We start from the raw sequence: 20,742 nt of genomic DNA on the forward strand, positions 1-20,742 counted from the left end.
AATGTTGCGTCTCTACAAAAGCCCCGTTTACAATTATCTCATTACTGTTTTTTCAAGCATAGGCTGGTGGATACTCGCAATGACGGTAGTTCAGAACATTTGTTTAACTATATCTCCGTTGCAGGCCATCCCCCAGCTACCACAAAGGTATCCCCCGCGTTCGCGTTAGGGATTGAAATGGGTACCGGCCCACGAGCGTAATGCCTGCAGGCGTATGAATGTAAAGCCCGGCCCCGTTTTTACCAACGGGGAAACGCCTATTTGAAGTAGCAAGTAGTAAGTAGCAAGTAGCAAGATGGATGGGTGAGAGGATTTTAGATGAAGGATTTGGGGAATGATGAATTAGGTGCTAAACTAAAAACCTAAATGCTAAATGCGTTTAGCTCAATGTTATTTGAGGGGCGCGGCTTTGCGCATGGTGGTTGCTTTTGGCATTTCAGTTTGCTTATATTTGAAAAACGAAAACCGCATGGCCATCAGATTGGGTGATTTTTTCCCTAAAAAACCGGTAAACGAACCGGCTTTACAGCTTGACGACCCCAAATGGGATACTTTAGAGGGCGGCTACAAACGCACGCCATACAATGCTTCGGTAGCCTTAAAAAAACTGGAGCAGGCAAACGACAAGCAAACCATCAACCTTATTTACCAGGAGTTATGGAACGAGCTGCACCACCAGGGCGATGTGGGCCTGGCATCGTATTATGCCGTTCCGCATTTGGTGAGGATAGCCCGCGAACAGCAATTTGTTGATTATAATGTACTGGGGCTTGTTTCGGTCATTGAAATACAACGGCATAAGGATAACCCGCCGCTACCCAGGGCCTTATACCCTGCCTACAATGAAGCCATAACCAACTTAGGCCAACTGGCCGTTGAGGCCATAAGCCAACCCTGGGACTTGAGCCTGGCTTCGGCAGCGTTAACAGCCATCGCACTGGCCAAGGGCGAATTGAAGCTGGCCAACGCCATACAAAACCTGGATAGCGAAGGTACGATAGATGAATTTTTGGAATCGTATTAAGGGGATGTTAATCGTGCAATGAGGGATAGTCCTTAGTCGAAAGTTTTAAGTTCTAAGTCAAAAAGAATAAATTGGGCTTTTGACTTAATACTTAGTACTATTGACTTTACATTAGGATTATTTGAAATAATATGATATTTTTATTGGAAATGAAAAAAACCTATTACCTTTTATTAAGCATGCTGATGCTATCGGCAGCGGCTAAGGCCCAAACCAATTGGGTAACTCAAAACCTGGGCGAAAAACTATCCGTAAAATTCCCGGCCGAACCCGAAAAGGTAAGTAAGAACGGCGCCGAAAGTTATACCGTAAAGGCGAAAGACAGTGTTATATATAGCGCCGGCGTGATAGATTTTGAGGTTGTAGCCCATCTGGATTCGGCAGGCCTGGCACCCATGAAGGATACCCAGGAATTTGCCAATCAAATAAGGGCGGGGTTTGCTTCAAAAAAGCCGACCTATACTTTTGGAGATATCACCATAGGCAAATGGAAAACGTATACCAGCTATAGTTTTTCGGGAGTTGAAAACACTAATAAAAATAGGGCAATAATACATATGATATTAATTGGCAGCAAAATTTACTCATTTGTGTGCCGGGTACCCCCTAACCTGGCGACCCAAAATAACGATGTGTTCTTGAATTCGGTTGAGCTATTGAAGAAATAACAGTAGCCCCTTTTAGCTTTTGGCTGGTGTTACCAGGCTTTCTACTAAAACATTTTAGCAGTTTACAACACCCGCCTGCGTACTACAACCCGGCGAGCCACAACCGGCCGCACTACCATAACCCTGGGCCTGGCTTGCACTACTACAACCCGCGGCCTGGCGGCAACTACCACCCTGCGGGCAGGTGCGCGTACTACTACCCTTGTTTGCGCTTCAGTTTGCAACGCCACCCCAAGGCTGATGGCTATAAATAAAATGATCTTTTTCATGGTGCTTTTAATTTGTTGGTGTAAAGTTGCCATGAAAAGACACCCGTGCACGCCTAAATAAAGGTGAGCCTGAAAAACAAGGGGTTGAAACGGCGGAGGTACAATTGCAAAGGACAGGGTACGAATTGCGGGTGTGAAGTTTTATGACTGAAAAGACGTGTTGCGGTAGGATACCTGCTCCCTGCGCAACGCTGTTAAAGAGATCGCCAATATAATATGATGGATTTTTCCACTCACCCCCGGCAGAAAACAGCCCAGGCCAAAACCCTGGTACCCGGAAGGTGCATAATCACAACATTAAGGGTAACCGAAGGTAACCCAACAGTGGCAGATAAGGCGCCGGCGAGGTATTGGCAGGTATACCATATTACACTGTGCTATTTTGAAAATCGATGGATTATTGCATGGTTATGCCTGCGGATGGAGGCACTGATTAGGGATCAAGCGGAATTCTTGTGGGGGGGGGATAAAAAGTTAGGCATAGATATTAGCAAGTCTGAATAAGAAGAAAGAAGTATCCCTTACACCTCTTAAAGTAGCTCTGAAAGCCTTGACTTTAGCGTTGAAAGATTCTGCAGATGCGTTGGTACTCTTGTTATCGAAGAAGTTTAAGATAGATTCATAATGCGTTTTTACAGATCTGGCAACAGTTTTAAAAGCATCAATACCTGCGTCTTCTACATCATTATACCAGATTGCCAGTCTTTTAAACGCCTGCTGCTTGTCTTTACAGATAGTGAAAATCTGCCCCAGCCGGATTGACAGGTTGTAGGCTTTGAGCAACAAGGGATACCTTGGAAACAACAAATCAGCTCTTTCTTTCTGTGATACGGTCCATTTAGATGGGTGTTTAAATAGTAGATACCTGCTTCTGGCCAGTAATTGTTTTAAAGTATCCCCGTTGCTAAATACTTCAGGCTGATAGCTTTGCTTGTTCTTTTTAGCGTCCTCTATTGCTTTGTTCTCTTGCTCTAATGCTTCCCAGCGATATTTGATCCTAGCTTCCTGTGCAGCATCATAAGCCAGCTTTTGTACATGGAACCGGTCAACAACCCGCACAGCATTATTGAAACACCTGCGGATAGCTTTGATCATGTTAGCAGCCATATCCATCGTCACTTCCTTAACTTTATTCCTTTTGCGGACAGGTATTCGCTCCAGTACAGCCATGATCTGTTCGGCCTGTGTGCCTTTGATCATCGCTACGATAGCCTTTTTACCCCCTTTGGCTGCTTTATTGGTAACAATGGTATACAGTTCTCCGTTGCTCAAGGCGGTTTCATCTATACTAAGGTAAGGGCCTATATTATCTGCAAACAGCATCCACTCCTCTGCATGCTCTTTCTGGCCCCAGCTCTGAAAATCACTCAGGTGATCTTTATATTGCTGACCGAGCTGCTTGCCGTCCACCTGATATAACTTGCCTAATAAATGGCTGCTAATAGGATGATTATCCAAATATACCTTTTAAAAAAGTGCCGAATTCTGTTGTCATTCGCGCACCTTTTCTTACTAAATCCCAGTCTCTTGTGATGATCTCTCCACTTGTTTTTACTTCCCACCTGCGTCTTTTGATACAAAGAGCTACTTTATGACCGCGGATGGGAAAGTCCTGTATAGCTGTTTCCGGTAAGAAACCTTTTGATTCAAGTTGTGCCTTTTCATACCCCGATGGAGCGAGGTTCTTTTCTTCCAGGTAAATGTTTAGCTGCCCATTTTCTGAAGAATTAACATTTATAAGCTCAAAATATGCTAAGATACCTTCTGGTAAGATTAAACGGACAAGGGTTTCGTATGCTGCTGACAAGGGTATTCGTATTTGTTATTCCTGCCGCAAAACAAATACTTTTTTTATTCGCCCACAACTTTTCGGACTGATCCCTGATTAGCCTGTGAATTTTATGTTCACGGAGGCATCCGAACACCTAAACTACTGATTGTAAGCAAGTAAACTGTTCGCCCCCGAACACCCGAACGGTATGGTATCCAACCGAACACCAATGACCAATGACAGCGCAGCGAAATGACCAATGACCAAACTTCCTGAACGCAAAAAAGCCCTTGACTGTTTCCAGCAAGGGCTTGATTTAAGATTTGGCACCGACCTACTCTCCCACGTTTTACCGCAGTACCATCGGCTCTGGCGGGCTTGACTTCTCTGTTCGGAATGGGAAGAGGTAGACACCGCCGATATAGGCACCTGAATTTCTTTTAGATTTGAGTATTGAGATTTGAGTATTGAGATTGACTTGCGCCCGGTCTCATATCTCACATCTAATATCTCATATCTATTGACATATTATTGAAAGAAGTAATTAATCAGAGAAAACAACAATATTAGTGTGTTCATGGTTGATAGTTCATGGTTCATCGCACATATTACTATGAACTATGATCCATTTGCCATCAACCACTATTATTACCTGCTATGAGAAAGCTTCGGGCAATTAGTATCACTCGGCTATGATGTCACCACCTTTATACCTATGACCTATCAACGTAGTAGTCTGCTACGACCCTCAATGGAAGTCTCATCTTGTGGCTAGTTTCGCACTTAGATGCTTTCAGCGCTTATCTATTCCCAACGTAGCTACTCTGCAATACAGCTGGCGCCATAACAGATTCACCAGAGGTTAGTCCAACCCGGTCCTCTCGTACTAAGGTCAGCCCCACTCAAACTTCCTGCGCCCACAACAGATAGGGACCGAACTGTCTCGCGACGTTCTGAACCCAGCTCGCGTGCCACTTTAATGAGCGAACAGCTCAACCCTTGGGACCTTCTCCAGCCCCAGGATGTGACGAGCCGACATCGAGGTGCCAAACCTCCCCGTCGATATGAGCTCTTGGGGGAGATCAGCCTGTTATCCCCAGCGTACCTTTTATCCTTTGAGCGATGGCCCTTCCATGCAGAACCACCGGATCACTATATCCGTCTTTCGACCCTGCTCGGCTTGTCTGCCTCACAGTCAAGCAAGCTTATGCTATTGCACTCCACGTACGGTTACCAAGCGTACTGAGCTTACCTTTGAAAGCCTCCGTTACCTTTTTGGAGGCGACCACCCCAGTCAAACTACCCGCCAAACAATGTCCTCCACATTGCAGAGTTAGACACCAAATACAGAAAGGGTGGTATTTCAACGTTGACTAAATGACTCCTGGCGAAGCCACATCACAGTCTCCCACCTATCCTACACATCCTGTATCCGATATCAATGTTAAGTTGTAGTGAAGGTGCATGGGGTCTTTCCGTCCCGTTGCGGGTAACCGGCGTCTTCACCGATACCACAATTTCACCGAGCTCATGGCTGAGACAGCGCCCAGATCGTTACACCATTCGTGCAGGTCGGAACTTACCCGACAAGGAATTTCGCTACCTTAGGACCGTTATAGTTACGGCCGCCGTTTACCGGGGCTTCGATTCAATGCTTCGCCTTGCGACTAACATCCCCTCTTAACCTTCCGGCACCGGGCAGGTGTCAGGCCATATACGTCATCTTTCGATTTTGCATAGCCATGTGTTTTTGTTAAACAGTCGCCTGGGCCTTTTCACTGCGGCTTCCATTGCTGAAAGCGCCCCTTCTCCCGAAGTTACAGGGCCATTTTGCCGAGTTCCTTAGCCATGATTCACTCGAGCACCTTAGGATTCTCTCCTCGACTACCTGTGTCGGTTTACGGTACGGGTTTTTATAACCTGAAGCTTAGCGGGTTTTCTTGGAAGTCTGATTACCTGAACTATTACCGCCTCCGAAGATTTGGTATACTATCAGCTTTCAGCAAGATCTGCGTACTTAACTACAAATCCTATACCTACGGCCTTTAACGAACTATTCCGTCAGTTCGCGTCAGTGTCACTACTCCGTCACCGCATCGCAGTTATAAAAAGTACTGGAATATTAACCAGTTGTCCATCGGCTACGCCCTTCGGCTTCACCTTAGGCCCCGACTAACCCTGATCCGATTAGCGTTGATCAGGAAACCTTAGTCTTTCGGTGGGCGGGTTTCTCTCCCGCCTTATCGTTACTTATGCCTACATTTGCTTTTCTATTCCCTCCACAGTCGGTTGTCCCTCCTGCTTCGCCGGATAATAGAATGCTCCCCTACCAGATGCATTGCTGCAAATCCATAGCTTCGGTATACTGCTTGATGCCCGTTTATTATCCATGCCCGATCGCTCGACTAGTGAGCTGTTACGCACTCTTTAAATGAATGGCTGCTTCCAAGCCAACATCCTAGCTGTCTGTGCAATCGGACCTCGTTAGTTCAACTTAGCAGTAATTTGGGGACCTTAGCTGATGGTCTGGGTTCTTTCCCTCTCGGCCCTGGACCTTAGCACCCAGAGCCTCACTCCAGCGTATATTAATAAGCATTCGGAGTTTATCTGGATTTGGTAGGATTTGACTCCCCCGCACCCAATTAGTAGCTCTACCTCTTATTAACTCAACCGCCAGGCTGTTCCTAAAAACATTTCGGGGAGTACGAGCTATTTCCCAGTTTGATTAGCCTTTCACCCCTACCCACAAATCATCCGGAAACTTTTCAACGTTTATCGGTTCGGTCCTCCAGTACCTGTTACGGCACCTTCAACCTGTCCATGGGTAGATCACAAGGTTTCGCGTCTACCTCCCCTGACTATACGCCCTATTCAGACTCGCTTTCGCTTCGGATCCGTGTCTTAAACACTTAACCTTGCCAGGAAAGAGTAACTCGTAGGCTCATTATGCAAAAGGCACGCCGTCACGGAACAAATCCGCTCCGACCGCTTGTAAGTACACGGTTTCAGGTTCTATTTCACTCCCCTGTTCGGGGTTCTTTTCACCTTTCCCTCACGGTACTGGTTCACTATCGGTCTCTCAGGAGTATTTAGCCTTACCGGATGGTGCCGGCAGATTCCCACAAGGCGTCTCCGACCTCGCGGTACTCAGGATACCACTATCCTACTATTCATTACCCGTACGCAGCTGTCATGCTCTATGGCCGGGTTTCCCACCCCATTCCGGTTTTGTTTAGTATTCATGTTGTGGTCCTACAACCCCAATTATGCCGTAACATAATTGGTTTGGGCTTCTTCCCTTTCGCTCGCCACTACTCAGGAAATCATTATTATTTTCTCTTCCTCTGCTTACTTAGATGTTTCAGTTCAGCAGGTTTGCGCATTTATGCAACTATTCTTCAAATAGTTAGGTTTCCCCATTCAGAAATCTGCGGATCAATTCATATTTGCTGATCCCCGCAGCTTATCGCAGCTTATCACGTCTTTCATCGCCTCTGAGAGCCAAGGCATCCCCCGTGTACCCTTTCTTACTTTCTTCTACTATACCGCCTTTTGCTCGGTATGTATGCTTTTTGATAAAGTTGCCGTTCATTGGTTCACTCGTTCATTAGTTCATTGGTATTGCTACCTCTTTACCTTTGTTCTCGTAATCCTTTAAAGCCAACAACCGTCTCTATACTGTTGTCTTCTCTTTTTTATTACTTCTTCCAATATGTCAAAGAACGTTCGATTAGATTTGAGTATTGAGATTTGAGTATTGAGACTGACTTGCGTCTTTGTCTCATATCTCATATCTAACATCTCATGTCTGATCTGGTGGAGAATAACGGATTCGAACCGTTGACCCCCTGCGTGCAAGGCAGGTGCTCTAGCCAGCTGAGCTAATCCCCCTAAAATGAACCGTCATTAGTCATTGGTCATTGCCTTTCTGGTTTTGACTTTTGATTTTTGACTTTACCTTTCGTAGTCCCGAGCAGATTTGAACTGCTGACCCCTACATTATCAGTGTAGTGCTCTAACCAAGCTGAGCTACAGGACTGGGTTTGATTTCGGACGTCGGATTTACGATTTGTGATTCTCCTATTCCCGATTTCTTTCAATCTCGTATCACCTTTTGATTAGCGCCACTGATGGCTTCATCTTTTGGGTTTCCTTTTTGTGTTTAATTATAGATTTGAGTATTGAGATTTGAGTATTGAGATGAACTGCGCTTTCGTTTGGTTCCTGTCTCATATCTCACATCTAATATCTCACATCTATTTTAAGAAATAATCATGTAGGTAACTTGTTACAATAACTAATGTTTCGATACTGCTCCAGAAAGGAGGTATTCCAGCCACACCTTCCGGTACGGCTACCTTGTTACGACTTAGCCCCAGTTACCGACTTTACCCTAGGACGCTCCTTGCGGTTACGCACTTCAGGCACTTCCAGCTTCCATGGCTTGACGGGCGGTGTGTACAAGGCCCGGGAACGTATTCACCGCGTCATTGCTGATACGCGATTACTAGCGAATCCAACTTCACGGGGTCGAGTTGCAGACCCCGATCCGAACTGTGAACAGCTTTAAGAGATTGGCATCCTGTTGCCAGGTAGCTGCCCTCTGTACTGCCCATTGTAGCACGTGTGTAGCCCCGGACGTAAGGGCCATGATGACTTGACGTCGTCCCCTCCTTCCTCTCTATTTGCATAGGCAGTCTGTTTAGAGTCCCCACCTTGACGTGCTGGCAACTAAACATAGGGGTTGCGCTCGTTGCGGGACTTAACCCAACACCTCACGGCACGAGCTGACGACAGCCATGCAGCACCTAGTTTCGTGTCCCGAAGGACTTGAGCGTCTCTGCTCAATTCACTAACTTTCAAGCCCGGGTAAGGTTCCTCGCGTATCATCGAATTAAACCACATGCTCCTCCGCTTGTGCGGGCCCCCGTCAATTCCTTTGAGTTTCACCCTTGCGGGCGTACTCCCCAGGTGGAATACTTAACGCTTTCGCTTAGACGCTGACCGTATATCGCCAACATCGAGTATTCATCGTTTAGGGCGTGGACTACCAGGGTATCTAATCCTGTTTGATCCCCACGCTTTCGTGCCTCAGTGTCAATCAAACCATAGTAAGCTGCCTTCGCAATTGGTGTTCTGTGACATATCTATGCATTTCACCGCTACTTGTCACATTCCGCCTACCTCTAGTTCATTCAAGCTCATCAGTATCAAAGGCACTGCGATAGTTAAGCTACCGTCTTTCACCCCTGACTTAATAAGCCACCTACGCACCCTTTAAACCCAATAAATCCGGATAACGCTTGGATCCTCCGTATTACCGCGGCTGCTGGCACGGAGTTAGCCGATCCTTATTCTTACAGTACATTCAGCTTTGGTCACGACCAAAGGTTTATTCCCGTACAAAAGCAGTTTACAACCCGTAGGGCCGTCTTCCTGCACGCGGCATGGCTGGTTCAGGCTTCCGCCCATTGACCAATATTCCTTACTGCTGCCTCCCGTAGGAGTCTGGTCCGTGTCTCAGTACCAGTGTGGGGGGTCATCCTCTCAGATCCCCTAAACATCGTAGCCTTGGTAAGCCGTTACCTTACCAACTAGCTAATGTTCCGCATGCCCATCTTGTTCCTATAAATATTTGATTAAATTGCGATGCCACAACTTAATGTTATGCGGTCTTAATCTCTCTTTCGAGAGGCTATCCCCCTGAACAAGGTAGGTTACATACGTGTTACGCACCCGTGCGCCACTCTCAAGGAAAGCAAGCTCTCCTATCCCGTCCGACTTGCATGTATTAGGCCTGCCGCTAGCGTTCATCCTGAGCCAGGATCAAACTCTCCATTGTAAAATGTCTCGTTTGTTCACTGACCCTATTATTAATAATAGAATCTGTATAATTATTATATCTTTATACAGTATCTAACTTTTGTTATCATAACCCCTCTTACTTACTTGCGTTTGTTTGAGTTGTTACTCTACATGATTTTCTATTTCTTAAAAGAACTTTCTCGCTTCATCATCCGAATCCGCTATATAATCTTTACAAGTTGCCTTGTCTGATTTGTCATTTCTATTACCGGAATCGCTCCGGCTTTTTAACTTCTTTTGCTCTTCCGAACAACCCTCCGTTTGGGTCTGCAAAGGTAGTAATCCTTTTTACTTTTCCAAAACTTATTTTTTCTTTTTTTCTCTCTTGATTTCCAAAGAATCTATTTCGTTTTGGCCGCCTACTCCTTCTCTTTTCTCCCTCCGTTGCGGGGTGCAAAAGTAGTAAACTTTTTCGCTTTCCGAAATTTTATCTGAAGTTTTTTTTTGAACCTCTGTTTTTTCTTCCCTCTCCCTATTCCTGCTTCAAAAACCCCTTCAGCAACCTTTCTAAGAACAATCCCGCTTCCTTATTTGCGGGCTGCAAAGGTACGCGCTTTTAACACTTATGCAAACTGTTTTTAATGTTTATTTAATATAAACCACTAAGACGTTATGTATCAGCAGGAAAAATTGAAACAGGATAAGATTTAAGGCAGTGGCATCGAGATTATAATGGCATCGACCTTTCCAATATAGTTAATACATGCATCCCACATAAATTCGGGCTTTCTGCACAAAAGCATTTTTACCGGGTTTAATAGCATTTAAGGCACTATCGGCACTGGTTTTAGTTTCGTATATACCGACTATTAAAGCAATCATTTTAGACTTGGAAGCGGGGCGGTACTCATCAAGGTATTCCAGGCTTAAACTTTCAGAAGGGTATCTGCGGGGGAAATATTCCCCTGTATCCATTTCATCATCGTCATCGTCCGGCAAATCAATCAAACCCTTGGTTTTATCGTAATAACGGCCCATGGTATCAATGGCCAGGTTTGACGATTCATGTAGCGCAAGCATTTTTGCCTTCAACTCATCATAATCCTTCCCTGTGTCGGCAACTAATACATAATAGTTGGCAAAAGCATTGAGATGTGCATTCATTTCGGAGGTATCAGCTGAAGATGCTTTGATGCCCGTAGTTGCTTTATAACTGGCCGGCAAAACGCGAACGGGCTTTAAGTTATCACGTGTTACTACAAGTGTTGGTTTAGGTTTGCAAGAAAGTAAGGCAAACATTGCAATTATTAACAAATAACTCAATTTCATAAGGTACAGGCTGATATATCCAAATGTAAGTAAAAATCAGCATGTTCCAAATCTGCCATCTCTGGATTATACTTAGTACTCCAGTACCACATGCGGTTTATAAGTGTCCGTTTTCACTTCGGCTTTCAACTCGTGTAATATATTGTATAACCCAAAGTTGGTACGGTTTACATATATGAAGTGTTTAACGCCGCGGGCCTGCTTAAACTCGGGCATTTTTGAAAGGCGCTCGCCAAAGGCAAAAAGCTTGTCGAAGAACTCTGATTGGCTAAAATCGAAGTGATCGTCAATATAAGGCATGGCAAACAAACTTATCATTTCTTTAAACTGGCCATAAAAAAATTCAACCTGCGCCGGGGTATCATCCTTACGGATCATATCCAGCAAACGGAAGGCTTTAATAGTTTCTTCCTTATTATCCAACAGATTGGTTGAAGTAAGCGAGAAGAAAGGATAGTAAAAATCTTCGGGCATCTCTTTAATACAACCAAAATCGATACATCCCAGTTTACCTTCGGGGGTTATCAGGAAGTTACCAGGATGTGGGTCGGCATGTACGGCGCGCATCTCGTGCTGCTGAAAATTGTAAAAATCCCAAAGGGCCTGCCCTATCTGGTTACGCAATTCCTGCGATGGGTTGGTGGCCAAAAACTCTTTAAGGTGTTTCCCTTCCAGCCAATCCATAGTAATAATGCGCTTACTGCTCAACTCCGGGTAATAAGTAGGGAATACTACATTATCCAAATTGGCACATGCGGTTGAAAATTCTATAGAGCGGCGTACCTCCAGTTCGTAGTCGGTTTCTTCCAGCAGGCGCTCTTCAACTTCGCTCATGTAAACATTCAATTCCTTTTCGCTCATGCCCAGCATTCTGAAAGCAAATGGCTTGATAAGTTTCAGATCGGACGAGATGGACTCGCCCACACCGGGATACTGAATTTTTACGGCCAGTTTCTTCCCGTTCAGTTCGGCCTGGTGTACCTGCCCTATTGATGCGGCATTGTTTGACCGGATGTTGAACTTATCGTATATCTGATCGGGATTTTTACCGAAATATTTCCTGAACGTTTGCACAATCAGCGGCCCCGAAAGCGGCGGCGCGTTGTATTGCGATTGTGTGAACTTATCTACATATGCTTGTGGCAGCAGGTTTTTGTCCATGCTAAGCATCTGTGCTACTTTAAGGGCGCTACCTTTAAGCTCGCTTAATGATTGGTAAATGTCAGCTGCATTATCCTCGTTCAGTTCAGATTTATCCATATCCGGGTTGAACAGTTTTTTTGAGTAATGCTTAATATAATTGCCGCCTATTTTAAAACCTGTTTTTACAAATTTGGCGCTGCGTTCTGCTTTGGTTGTTGGTATGCTATTTTGTTCAGCCCCCTCTAAATCTCCCCCGGAAGGGGAGACTTTATTGTTTTCATCCGTCATAAGCGATGCTTAAAATCTCTTGTACAATTACATCCCGCCGTTTTTCACCAGGAATTTTCCGTATTCAAATAAATTGTCGATGGGCGAGCGTTGAAAAAGGTCGAAGGTTACATTGACGCCTTTTTCGATAGCCTCATCCGTTTTCTCAAATCCCGTAGAGTTATCATTTACCCAAAAGTTGAGTACAAATACAAATTGCACCCAAAGCGCGTCTTTATAACGTTTGCTAAAAAATTTACGGTCGGTAAGTTCTGTGGTTTCTACGCCTTCCTTCAGTATATCTTCGGCAAAGCTTTCGAAAGCCGTTTTCATCGGTTCAAACACACGCGGCGTAGTAAACCCTCTTGGCTGTTTTTTGATGGAATAAATAGCAAAGCTGCGGCTGCCCTTAAGCAGCTCAAAAAAACCGTAAAAGTAAGATAAAGCCCTTTCGCGGGCAGAATATTGCGCCCAAACTTCCTGGCTTTTTATTTCGACGATAGTTTTAGTTGTAAAACCTGCCCAAATAGCCTGCTCCACAGCTTCAAACGAGCCAAAGAACTGGTAAAACTCAGCCTCGGTCATTTCATTTTGCTTCGCGAATATATATACCGACTTAGGCTCTGAACCTTCGGTTAGCACATAATCAATATATGCGTTCTGGATACTTTCGATAGTTGCCATATTTGAGTTGGTTAAAAGCCCCTCTAAATCTCCCCCTGAGGGGGCGACTTTGATTTGCATGTTATTAAACGGTTATTTAGCCAACCGAAGGGCTTTTGATTTATTTAGTAAACGGTTTTATGTACTTTAAATGTCTAAGTCTCCCATTAAGGGGAGAAATTTAGAGGGATTTATATAAACATCTCCACCGTACGCTGTAGTTCCCTTGCCTGCACAACACCGGCCTGGCGCCATTTGGTTTGTCCTTTTTGGAAAATCATTAAAGTTGGTACGCTTTGTACCCGGTATGCACTTGCCGCCTGCGGGTTTTTGTCGATATCAATTTTGATGATCTTTACTTTATCGCCAAGGGCGTGCTTTACGTCCTGTAGTATGGGCGGCATCATTTTACAAGGCCCGCACCACTCGGCCGAAAAATCGACCAATACCGGAATTTCTGACGCTATTATATCCTGGAAATTTGCCATATTTTTTGTATTTAGTTCATTGCTGGTAGCTAAGAGTTATTAGCTATCATTATCAATAATAACCATTATTTTAGATAAAAGTTTATTGAACAGACGCTTAATTGGAAATATGACTTTCCGACTATGAACCCTTAACTATTGACTATGAACAAGAGCACAACAGCCGGTATTTACTTAATGCTGGCACTTTTTATTATCTCGTTTGCGGCGTTTGCGCAAGACAAACCAACGGTTATACCACTTTGGCCAAATGGCGCACCTGGCTTCGAAAACAGGCGAAATGAGCCCGAACAGGCTAAGGATTACTGGGTAAAAAACATCCACAATCCATCGCTTACAGTTTTTACTCCCCCCACAGGTAAGGCCAATGGTGCGGCCGTGGTGATATGCCCTGGCGGCGGCCACCGTTTGTTAGTTTATACCGCCGAGGGTATTGAACCAGCTAAATATCTTAATGATCTGGGTATTACTGTATTTGTGCTGAAGTACCGTTTAGGCCGCGATACCTTATCGCCTTATAAAATTGATGTGCACGCCAAACAGGATGGCTATCGGGCAATGCGCCTGGTACGTAGCAAGGCGGCCGAATATGGCCTGGATACCAACAGGATAGGTTTGATGGGCTTCTCGGCAGGCGGCGAGGTTGTTGATATGGTTGCTTTTGGCGATGGCAAAGGCGACGCTAAGGCCTCCGACCCTGTTGACAGACAGAGTGCTACTCCTAAGTTTATCATACAGATTTATCCCGGCCCTTTATACATACCGGACGTGGTACCGGCCAACGCCCCGCCAGCCTTTTTATTGGCTGCCAATGACGACCCATGCTGTGCGGTGCCGGTGGTAAGTTTGATGCAAAAGTACCGGGAGGCTAAGGTGCCCATCGAAGTGCATTTGTATGCCCGGGGGGCCCATGGTTTTAACATGGGCAAACGCTCAAAATTACAAAGCATCAGCACCTGGCCGCAACGTTTAGCCGACTGGCTGGCCGACAACGGTTATCTAATTCCTGCAAGCATTGAACGGAAAAAAATATTACATTAATTAGCAAGAAAACTTCTTAAAAGGCCATTTCCATGCCAAAATAGGGTAAAAAACAGTAAATTTTGAGCATTAAATTGGCACCCATTAATAAAAAAACATGCAAAAATCTTACAAAAAAATACATTTTTTGCAACTTTAAAAAGTACCCATCCAACTGTCGACAATCAATGAACCCGGCACACCGTTTCATCGTCGGCTAATCATAAAAACAGCCCGGCTATCACTATCGATAACCGGACTGTTTCGTTATTATTTTCCTTCCCCGACATGCATCCCTGCAAATCAAAAACTCCCCCTTCAGGGGCCGGGGGCTTATTGTATTTTATAGCAACTTTCGGTAAAGGCTGTCCTTCGTGAGGCGGCGTATACCACGTTGTTTAGTATTTGGTAGCCGGTGCTAATGCTTTGCATCTGGCGCACCAAAACAACTCCGGTAGCATTGTCAATTACATAAACACCATTGGTATTGCTGTTTGAATATGTTTGGCGCTGTGCGCTTTCAAAGGCAATAGTAGTGGTTTTATCTGTTTTCGATTCTATCCAAAAGGTATTTTTTACATTGGTGCCCGCCCTGTAGGTGGTATCTACCCAGGTGTACCCCTTTTTCATGGTTTGAAAGGCTGCGTAGTTTACAGTGAGTCCCAGGGAGCTGCCTTTAACCAACTGATCGTTTTGTAAACCGGTAAATGCATACACCGTATCATTCATTGCCTGGTTTCCGCCGCCTTTAATATCGTAAACGGTATCGCGGAGGCCCAGGGTAACGTTTGCTGTTTGGCCAACCATTGCGGTAAGCCGTTTTTGGATATACGAACTGGTATCTGATGGCAGATCGGAGTTATAGGCCATCGATTTGCCCATAGCAAACAACGTATCGGTAATGCGTTTGGTAGTAACCGCAACCGCGAAACCCGACTTTGTGGCATCGGTAACGTTATAGTTTTTTGTCACCGATGAGTTACTGCTGATGGCAAATTTTTGATCATAACGCTGCAAAACAGTGCTTGAGTTTACAAGGGTTGTTTTCTGGTACCCATCGCCTTTTTTAAACGCAAGCGGGCGATGCTCATCGGCAACTGCCGCCGGCAATATTAAAGGTGTAATCACCGTAGTGTTTAACAAGGCGGATGGCGGCAATTCTGCTGCTTTTTTCATATCAAGCTTCGGGGGTGCCGTTTGTGCAAAGCTCATCCCGGTAACAGCTATCAGTAATAGCGTTAAAATAGCTTTTGGTCTTTTAATATATGTTCTCATTTTATCTTTTTTATGGTTGGTTTTTGGTTCATTGGTCATGGTTCATTGATCATGGTTTTGTTTGTAGCTTATCAGTTCATGGTTCATAGTTCATGGTTCATAGCGGGGAAAATTGTCGCAAACCTTTTTTATCGGATCCCCAAAAAACCATGAACTATCAACCATGAACCATGAACAAACAACCATGATCTATAAGCCATTTACAATTAATGCAACGGTTTTAAGCCAGGTATTGGTGGCACCGGTGGTATTGGCGGTACCGGTGGTATTGGTGGTACCGGTGGTATCGGCGGCACCGGCGGTATTGGCGGCGGCGGTGTTATCGGTGGCACTGGTGGTATTGGCGGTACTGGCGGTATCGGCGGCACAGGCGGTATAGGTGGCACTGGCGGTATAGGCGGTACCGGAGGTATCGGCGGTGGCGGCGTTATAGGTGGCACAGGTGGTATCGGCGGTACCGGCGGAATTGGTGGTATTGGCGGTATTGGCGGCACCGGCGGTATGGGTGGTACCGGCGGTATTGGCGGCACCGGTGGTATGGGCGGTACTGGCGGTATAGGTGGTGGTACGTTCCAATCCGAGCGGTTGCTTTGCGCTTTGGCATGCTTTACACCTGCCAGTAATGTTGCCACGGCAAACATTGATGTGATGATTATCTTTTTCATAATGTAAATTATTTGGTCATTAATCGGGTAAGTGAAAGTGGTAATCCAATAGAGAAGATCATGTTGGCCTTGTCTGATGAGTACCTTGTTAAGTTGGCCACACCAATGCCAAGGCTAATTGGCGTTTTAAATGGCCGTATACCTGCCGATAGGCCCATATTCATTCCTGTCCACTCGGCGTTAAGGGTTAAATGGCGTACAACTTCAAATGATACACTGCCAAACACAGCTGTGCCATGCTTGCCTTTGCCGGCTGCAATATCGGCAGGGCTTTTTTCATAAAACCGGCCGCTGCCTAAGCCAATGGTATAGCTAAGCCTCGAACTACCCGGCGTTAGCGATGGCAGGGTTTGTACAGCGTGGCTTATCGCCATAAAAAAGGTTGATCCGGGCGCATCCGACTGATTGTTGTTGGCAAACATTTGTAGCGCGCCCGCTGCAATACTTGTACCGGCAAACAGTTTACGGCTCAGGATAAAGTTCCCCGAAAAGTCCTTGAACTTATGAACGTCGGTAATGTTTAAACTGGCGGCAAAGTTTACGGCTTCAACCGGGTCGCCTATGCAGGCGCCTACCGAGGCAATTAAATCGGCTTTATTGTTTTTATATACTTCAGGGTACGCGCCGCCCAGGCCTCCAAAAATATACATCCCATAGCCTCCAAAACCGGTAGGCGTTAGAAGTGCCGAGGGTGCATCGCTGGGATAAAGTTCGCGCTGGCCCACCTGCGGTACTTCCTGCGTGACAACCACATTGGGTTTCACCGCTAAAAACGAATCAATTTGTTGTTTTAATTCTTTTTCGAATGAGTTTTGGCTAAATGCTGATTGAGCTAACAGGCAAAGCGCTATTACCGCACAATACAGGAATGGCAGCCGTGATTTACAAATCATGGTGATGGAAATTAGGTTAAGTAATAAGTAGGTTGATAATTATAGCACCTGCTGATTGGCAACAGGCTGGTTATGCTTTAACTAAGTTGTAATTTTTTTATGACAAAACAATATACTTTGCCAAATAAATTTAGCGGGCTTAAACTGTAGCAATATGGCCATATATCCTCCTGTTTCTGTTACGTTATCGGCGGCGAATGGCTGCAGGTAACGAAATGGCCACGGCGATTGTGGTATCATTACATGGCTGTACCAGGCCGGTAAATACAGGCTTACTGCCTGGCCGCCATTTATCGGGACTACATCCAAACAAAGCAGGCCGGTAAACCCGGGCAAGTTTGTAAAGGCCGGGGCGCAAATATGCTTTGTCATTTGCTTTACGTGCACCTTGCTTGCTTTTAAGGGCTTGGGCTTATCCCTTGATATTATTATTGCGCTTTCTGGCGATTTTTCCTGCGCAAGCGCTGTTATGCAAAACAGCATAATTACAATTGTAGCTATCAGGTATTCCATTTTTTAAGGTTAACTGGGTTTTTAAAAAGGGGTGTAGGGAGGTTGTGTAAGCAATTCACCTGCGCGGTTAAGGGCTAAATAAGTATATTTTTATCATAGTGGTTTTGGTTGTTTGTTAGTACAATTTTACGGCGCGGTTGTAGGGTACACAATACAAAGTAGTTTGTATTTTTGGGGGAGATTGAGGCCCGGAGCCTAAGGGATGAAACCATGATTTTAGCATTAGATGTACATTATAAAGCAGCAGGGGCCAAAGCTGTTGGCGTTTTGTTTAACCAGGAAGATGCTGCTCCTAAGGAAGTAATAATTGAATATATAAACGAAGTGGATGAATATGTCCCTGGCGAGTTTTACAAACGGGAACTTCCCTGCCTCCTGAAAATTATTGAACAAATAAGTTTAGACAATATAGATGCTATTGTAATTGACGGCTACGTTTATATTGATAACGACATGAATTTTGGTTTGGGCGGCCGGCTTTGGGAAGCTTTGGAAAAACGCGTACCGGTTATTGGTGTTGCAAAAACGTCTTTCTTTAAAAATAAAGATACCGTGAGGGAATTGAAACGGGGAATTAGCAATAGCCCCTTATATATATCATCTATCGGGTTGCAATTAGATACCTGTGTGAGTTTTATCAGAAATATGAAAGGCGATTACAGGATGCCGGATATTTTAACGTTTTTGGATAAGAGGACAAAGGAGGATTGATGGATGCTTTTCATAATATGGGCATGTCCCCCGCCGGTAGAAGCGGTGGCCGGGCTTTTCGTTCATACTGCGCAGGGCATTAGGCGCGGGCCGGTATACACTTCAATCCCTCATGCGAAAGCAGATGAATCGTTTGGCTTTGTGATTTGCCAAAAGATTGTGATTTGCCTTGCACCAGCCCAGGGAAATCGCGTTTAAGATTTCATGATGAACTATATTGTGCTATACAGGCATCAATGGTATCGAGTTATTAGATTTTTCGCGCAAAGACGCTAAGCCGCAAAGGAAAAATAAGCAAATCACTTTGCGTCTCTGCGCCTTTGCGCGAAATAAATTTTATAAACTTTAAACGCGATTTCCCTGTGCACCAGCCAAGAGCTTGCAGATATTTGCATAATAAACATAGGATTAGTAGATTGGGAACCGTAAAACTAAACTGAATGAGCTACAAAGCCGGCAATGCGAAATCATTAGATGAAATAACACTTGAGGACGTTTTAGAATATCCTATATGGGAATGGGCGTTGGGAGAAGAAACCGTTCCGGGGCAGGATGAAACATGGCAAAGACCAATAACCAGTACAACAGATGTCACAGATGAAATGGTTCAGCCAACGATAACTGTTATTATAAAAGACACTAATATTTACGGTAGCGCCGAATATAATCGCGACGACGATACGCTCGAATCAATGGCTATCTGGCATGGCGATGAGTGGGTTTCTGCATTTGACTACGAAAGGTTTGAGTTTCCCGTCATATTCGTTGCCCTTCCCAGTATTAAAGGGCAAATTGGCGTAGAGTTTGAATATTTAAATTGGCAAATGGAAACGGCTAAAAGAATTAGTTAAATAATCTCTCTTTCAACATTTTAATCTCTGGCCGACTTATTCCCAGGCTTCCGCCCCCGAAAATTACCGGGGTAGCCCGTATCCTAAGTAATGAATATGCAACTCCCGAATGTTAGTTTATATCCGGGAGTTTGTATTTTTAAACGGAACCCCAATTTGCAAAGCGAAAGGATTGAGGTTGACGAGAGATATAGTACATTGTCCTAAAGACACAGCGCATACTTAGCATGCGGGCCACAAGTGAGGACCCTTGCGGTAGCGGGAGCAAGTTAATAAGGGATTAATAATCAGGAGGCTTGCAGAACATAATATTTGGAAAAATGGAGTTTACAATTCAAAATATTAATAAAGGTTATTTAATTATATTTTTCTTAATCCTGAGTGATAGCTCGTTATCGCAAACTCCTAAATCTTCAATAAATATATTAGGAGATTGGAAGTGTGTGAAAATTGACATTAGAGGAATTGGAAAATTTTCGTTGAAAGAAATCAAAGAAATTGAAAAATCGACTTTGCATATTGGAACACATAATTATTACTTCAAAAACATACATTTTATTGAACAATGCTCGTATGATAAATGGGAGATTAGGCCATTTGCTGATGGCGAAGATGCTGGCCGAAAACTTGAAATCATTTATAGTAAAGCACAACTCAGGCGAATTTATTTAATTGAACCTGTGGATAAGTATGGAAATGAGGCATGTTATAACGAGTGCGTTTTTTTTAAAAAAGGAAATGTACTGATAGGCAATTGCGGAGGATATCTATTTTATTGGGTTAAAATGAGGTCAAAGCTATTCTCCAAAGCTCTTTAGCACGAGAATCCCCCAACTACCGCAAGCGCTTTTCGCTGCCGCACGGCTCCAGCCCTATGGCCCGCATGCCAAGTAATGAATATGCAACTCCCGGATGTTAATTTATATCCGGGAGTTTGTTTTTTTAAACAGAACCTCAAGTTGCAAAGCGAAAGCATTGAGGTTGACGAGAGATATAGTTGATTATTCTAAAGGCACAGCGCATACTTAGCATGCGGGCCACAAGTGAGGACACTTGCGGCAGTGGCGGCCGATATGTCACCCTTTCAGGGCTATTAATGATGCACTTAATCGATGGGCGATGCCCATCGCAGTTGGATGCCGCCCTTTCAGGGCTGGGTAACCGGAATCTTTTTGGTACAGAGGTTAGTACACATCCAGATTTTGAACTTTGCCGGCCCTGAAAGGGACTAATACGCCAACACAGGGCAGCGCCCTGTGCCATGATGAATGCAATAAACACGCCCGACGGCCCCGAAAGGGTGGCATATACCCGGCGAAGTACTGTGTATGTAGAATAGGTTAGTTCATACAAACTTTCCGGCGGTTGATTTGCATGGCTGATTTGC

17 protein-coding genes, 2 tRNA genes and 3 rRNA genes are annotated in these 20,742 nt (G+C 44.7%); 6 read left to right on the forward strand and 16 right to left on the reverse strand.

Annotated elements, in window-relative coordinates; translation table 11 throughout:
- Positions 1-469 precede the first annotated feature (469 nt).
- Both AC1RM2_RS08945 and AC1RM2_RS08950 read left to right on the forward strand, forming a co-directional pair.
- On the forward strand, positions 470-1,024 hold the full coding sequence (locus AC1RM2_RS08945) for a hypothetical protein (RefSeq protein ID WP_492984693.1): 555 nt from the start codon (positions 470-472) through the stop codon (positions 1,022-1,024).
- 149 nt (positions 1,025-1,173) lie between these two features.
- Complete coding sequence (locus tag AC1RM2_RS08950) at positions 1,174-1,692, forward strand: hypothetical protein (RefSeq protein ID WP_492984694.1); 519 nt, start codon at positions 1,174-1,176, stop codon at positions 1,690-1,692.
- Positions 1,693-1,754: 62 nt separating this feature from the next.
- Here the strand turns inward: AC1RM2_RS08950 and AC1RM2_RS08955 are convergent, their stop codons facing one another.
- The 12 genes from AC1RM2_RS08955 to trxA form a co-directional block, all read right to left on the reverse strand.
- Complete coding sequence (locus tag AC1RM2_RS08955) at positions 1,755-1,961, reverse strand: hypothetical protein (protein ID WP_492984695.1); 207 nt, start codon at positions 1,959-1,961, stop codon at positions 1,755-1,757.
- A 474-nt stretch (positions 1,962-2,435) separates the two neighbouring features.
- Complete coding sequence (locus AC1RM2_RS08960; RefSeq protein WP_492982900.1) at positions 2,436-3,419, reverse strand: ISAon1 family transposase; 984 nt, start codon at positions 3,417-3,419, stop codon at positions 2,436-2,438.
- Positions 3,412-3,768, reverse strand: coding sequence for an ISAon1 family transposase N-terminal region protein (locus AC1RM2_RS08965; RefSeq protein ID WP_492982898.1), 357 nt, complete (start codon positions 3,766-3,768; stop codon positions 3,412-3,414). The genes AC1RM2_RS08960 and AC1RM2_RS08965 overlap by 8 nt, the downstream gene beginning before the upstream one ends.
- A 285-nt stretch (positions 3,769-4,053) precedes the next feature.
- Positions 4,054-4,165, reverse strand: a 5S ribosomal RNA gene (gene rrf / locus AC1RM2_RS08970).
- Between the two features lie 224 nt (positions 4,166-4,389).
- A 23S ribosomal RNA gene (locus AC1RM2_RS08975) occupies positions 4,390-7,269 on the reverse strand.
- A 277-nt stretch (positions 7,270-7,546) separates the two neighbouring features.
- A tRNA-Ala gene (locus tag AC1RM2_RS08980) sits at positions 7,547-7,623 on the reverse strand.
- 73 nt (positions 7,624-7,696) lie between these two features.
- Positions 7,697-7,771 (reverse strand) — tRNA-Ile (locus tag AC1RM2_RS08985).
- A gap of 281 nt (positions 7,772-8,052) precedes the next feature.
- A 16S ribosomal RNA gene (locus AC1RM2_RS08990) occupies positions 8,053-9,574 on the reverse strand.
- The 16S, 23S and 5S rRNA genes sit together here with 2 tRNA genes alongside, the layout of an rRNA operon.
- 719 nt (positions 9,575-10,293) lie before the next feature.
- A complete protein-coding gene (locus AC1RM2_RS08995) occupies positions 10,294-10,836 on the reverse strand; it encodes a hypothetical protein (protein WP_274209552.1) in 543 nt (180 codons plus the stop codon).
- Between the two features lie 102 nt (positions 10,837-10,938).
- Positions 10,939-12,297 (reverse strand): ABC1 kinase family protein, encoded by a 1,359-nt coding sequence (locus AC1RM2_RS09000; RefSeq protein WP_492984697.1) that lies wholly within the window; start codon positions 12,295-12,297, stop codon positions 10,939-10,941.
- 27 nt (positions 12,298-12,324) lie between these two features.
- Positions 12,325-12,960: a TetR family transcriptional regulator C-terminal domain-containing protein gene (locus AC1RM2_RS09005; RefSeq protein ID WP_492984698.1), complete on the reverse strand. Its 636-nt coding sequence runs from the start codon at positions 12,958-12,960 to the stop codon at positions 12,325-12,327.
- Between the two features lie 170 nt (positions 12,961-13,130).
- Positions 13,131-13,427 (reverse strand): thioredoxin, encoded by a 297-nt coding sequence (gene trxA, locus AC1RM2_RS09010; RefSeq protein ID WP_492984699.1) that lies wholly within the window; start codon positions 13,425-13,427, stop codon positions 13,131-13,133.
- Between the two features lie 144 nt (positions 13,428-13,571).
- Between trxA and AC1RM2_RS09015 the strand changes: the two genes are divergently transcribed.
- Positions 13,572-14,468, forward strand: coding sequence for an alpha/beta hydrolase (locus tag AC1RM2_RS09015; protein ID WP_492984701.1), 897 nt, complete (start codon positions 13,572-13,574; stop codon positions 14,466-14,468).
- A 312-nt stretch (positions 14,469-14,780) separates the two neighbouring features.
- Here the strand turns inward: AC1RM2_RS09015 and AC1RM2_RS09020 are convergent, their stop codons facing one another.
- The 4 genes from AC1RM2_RS09020 to AC1RM2_RS09035 all read right to left on the reverse strand — a co-directional run bounded on the left by AC1RM2_RS09020 (position 14,781) and on the right by AC1RM2_RS09035 (position 17,793).
- Positions 14,781-15,722: a hypothetical protein gene (locus AC1RM2_RS09020; RefSeq protein ID WP_492984702.1), complete on the reverse strand. Its 942-nt coding sequence runs from the start codon at positions 15,720-15,722 to the stop codon at positions 14,781-14,783.
- Between the two features lie 189 nt (positions 15,723-15,911).
- Positions 15,912-16,298 carry a hypothetical protein gene (locus AC1RM2_RS09025; protein WP_492984703.1) on the reverse strand — a complete coding sequence of 129 codons (387 nt, stop codon included), beginning with the start codon at positions 16,296-16,298 and terminating at the stop codon, positions 15,912-15,914.
- 97 nt (positions 16,299-16,395) lie between these two features.
- On the reverse strand, positions 16,396-17,280 hold the full coding sequence (locus AC1RM2_RS09030) for a hypothetical protein (RefSeq protein ID WP_492984704.1): 885 nt from the start codon (positions 17,278-17,280) through the stop codon (positions 16,396-16,398).
- Positions 17,281-17,361: 81 nt separating this feature from the next.
- Complete coding sequence (locus AC1RM2_RS09035) at positions 17,362-17,793, reverse strand: hypothetical protein (protein ID WP_492984705.1); 432 nt, start codon at positions 17,791-17,793, stop codon at positions 17,362-17,364.
- A 210-nt stretch (positions 17,794-18,003) separates the two neighbouring features.
- Between AC1RM2_RS09035 and AC1RM2_RS09040 the strand changes: the two genes are divergently transcribed.
- From AC1RM2_RS09040 to AC1RM2_RS09050, 3 genes are all read left to right on the forward strand, one after another.
- A complete protein-coding gene (locus AC1RM2_RS09040) occupies positions 18,004-18,504 on the forward strand; it encodes an endonuclease V (protein ID WP_492984707.1) in 501 nt (166 codons plus the stop codon).
- A 440-nt stretch (positions 18,505-18,944) separates the two neighbouring features.
- A complete protein-coding gene (locus tag AC1RM2_RS09045) occupies positions 18,945-19,355 on the forward strand; it encodes a hypothetical protein (protein ID WP_492984708.1) in 411 nt (136 codons plus the stop codon).
- Between the two features lie 320 nt (positions 19,356-19,675).
- Positions 19,676-20,173: a hypothetical protein gene (locus tag AC1RM2_RS09050; protein ID WP_492984710.1), complete on the forward strand. Its 498-nt coding sequence runs from the start codon at positions 19,676-19,678 to the stop codon at positions 20,171-20,173.
- The last annotated feature ends 569 nt before the right edge of the window (positions 20,174-20,742 follow it).

It is taken from the genome of Mucilaginibacter sp. GW822-FHT03E02 (assembly GCF_058801545.1).

Coding starts and splice junctions, on each gene's coding strand:
- AC1RM2_RS08945 (WP_492984693.1), top strand. CDS start 470: ATGGCCATCAGATTGGGTGATTTTTTCCCTAAAAAACCGGTAAACGAA.
- AC1RM2_RS08950 (WP_492984694.1), top strand. CDS start 1,174: ATGAAAAAAACCTATTACCTTTTATTAAGCATGCTGATGCTATCGGCA.
- AC1RM2_RS08955 (WP_492984695.1), bottom strand. CDS start 1,961: ATGAAAAAGATCATTTTATTTATAGCCATCAGCCTTGGGGTGGCGTTG.
- AC1RM2_RS08995 (WP_274209552.1), bottom strand. CDS start 10,836: ATGTTTGCCTTACTTTCTTGCAAACCTAAACCAACACTTGTAGTAACA.
- AC1RM2_RS09000 (WP_492984697.1), bottom strand. CDS start 12,297: ATGACGGATGAAAACAATAAAGTCTCCCCTTCCGGGGGAGATTTAGAG.
- AC1RM2_RS09005 (WP_492984698.1), bottom strand. CDS start 12,960: ATGGCAACTATCGAAAGTATCCAGAACGCATATATTGATTATGTGCTA.
- trxA (WP_492984699.1), bottom strand. CDS start 13,427: ATGGCAAATTTCCAGGATATAATAGCGTCAGAAATTCCGGTATTGGTC.
- AC1RM2_RS09015 (WP_492984701.1), top strand. CDS start 13,572: ATGAACAAGAGCACAACAGCCGGTATTTACTTAATGCTGGCACTTTTT.
- AC1RM2_RS09020 (WP_492984702.1), bottom strand. CDS start 15,722: ATGAGAACATATATTAAAAGACCAAAAGCTATTTTAACGCTATTACTG.
- AC1RM2_RS09030 (WP_492984704.1), bottom strand. CDS start 17,280: ATGATTTGTAAATCACGGCTGCCATTCCTGTATTGTGCGGTAATAGCG.
- AC1RM2_RS09035 (WP_492984705.1), bottom strand. CDS start 17,793: ATGGAATACCTGATAGCTACAATTGTAATTATGCTGTTTTGCATAACA.
- AC1RM2_RS09040 (WP_492984707.1), top strand. CDS start 18,004: ATGATTTTAGCATTAGATGTACATTATAAAGCAGCAGGGGCCAAAGCT.
- AC1RM2_RS09045 (WP_492984708.1), top strand. CDS start 18,945: ATGAGCTACAAAGCCGGCAATGCGAAATCATTAGATGAAATAACACTT.
- AC1RM2_RS09050 (WP_492984710.1), top strand. CDS start 19,676: ATGGAGTTTACAATTCAAAATATTAATAAAGGTTATTTAATTATATTT.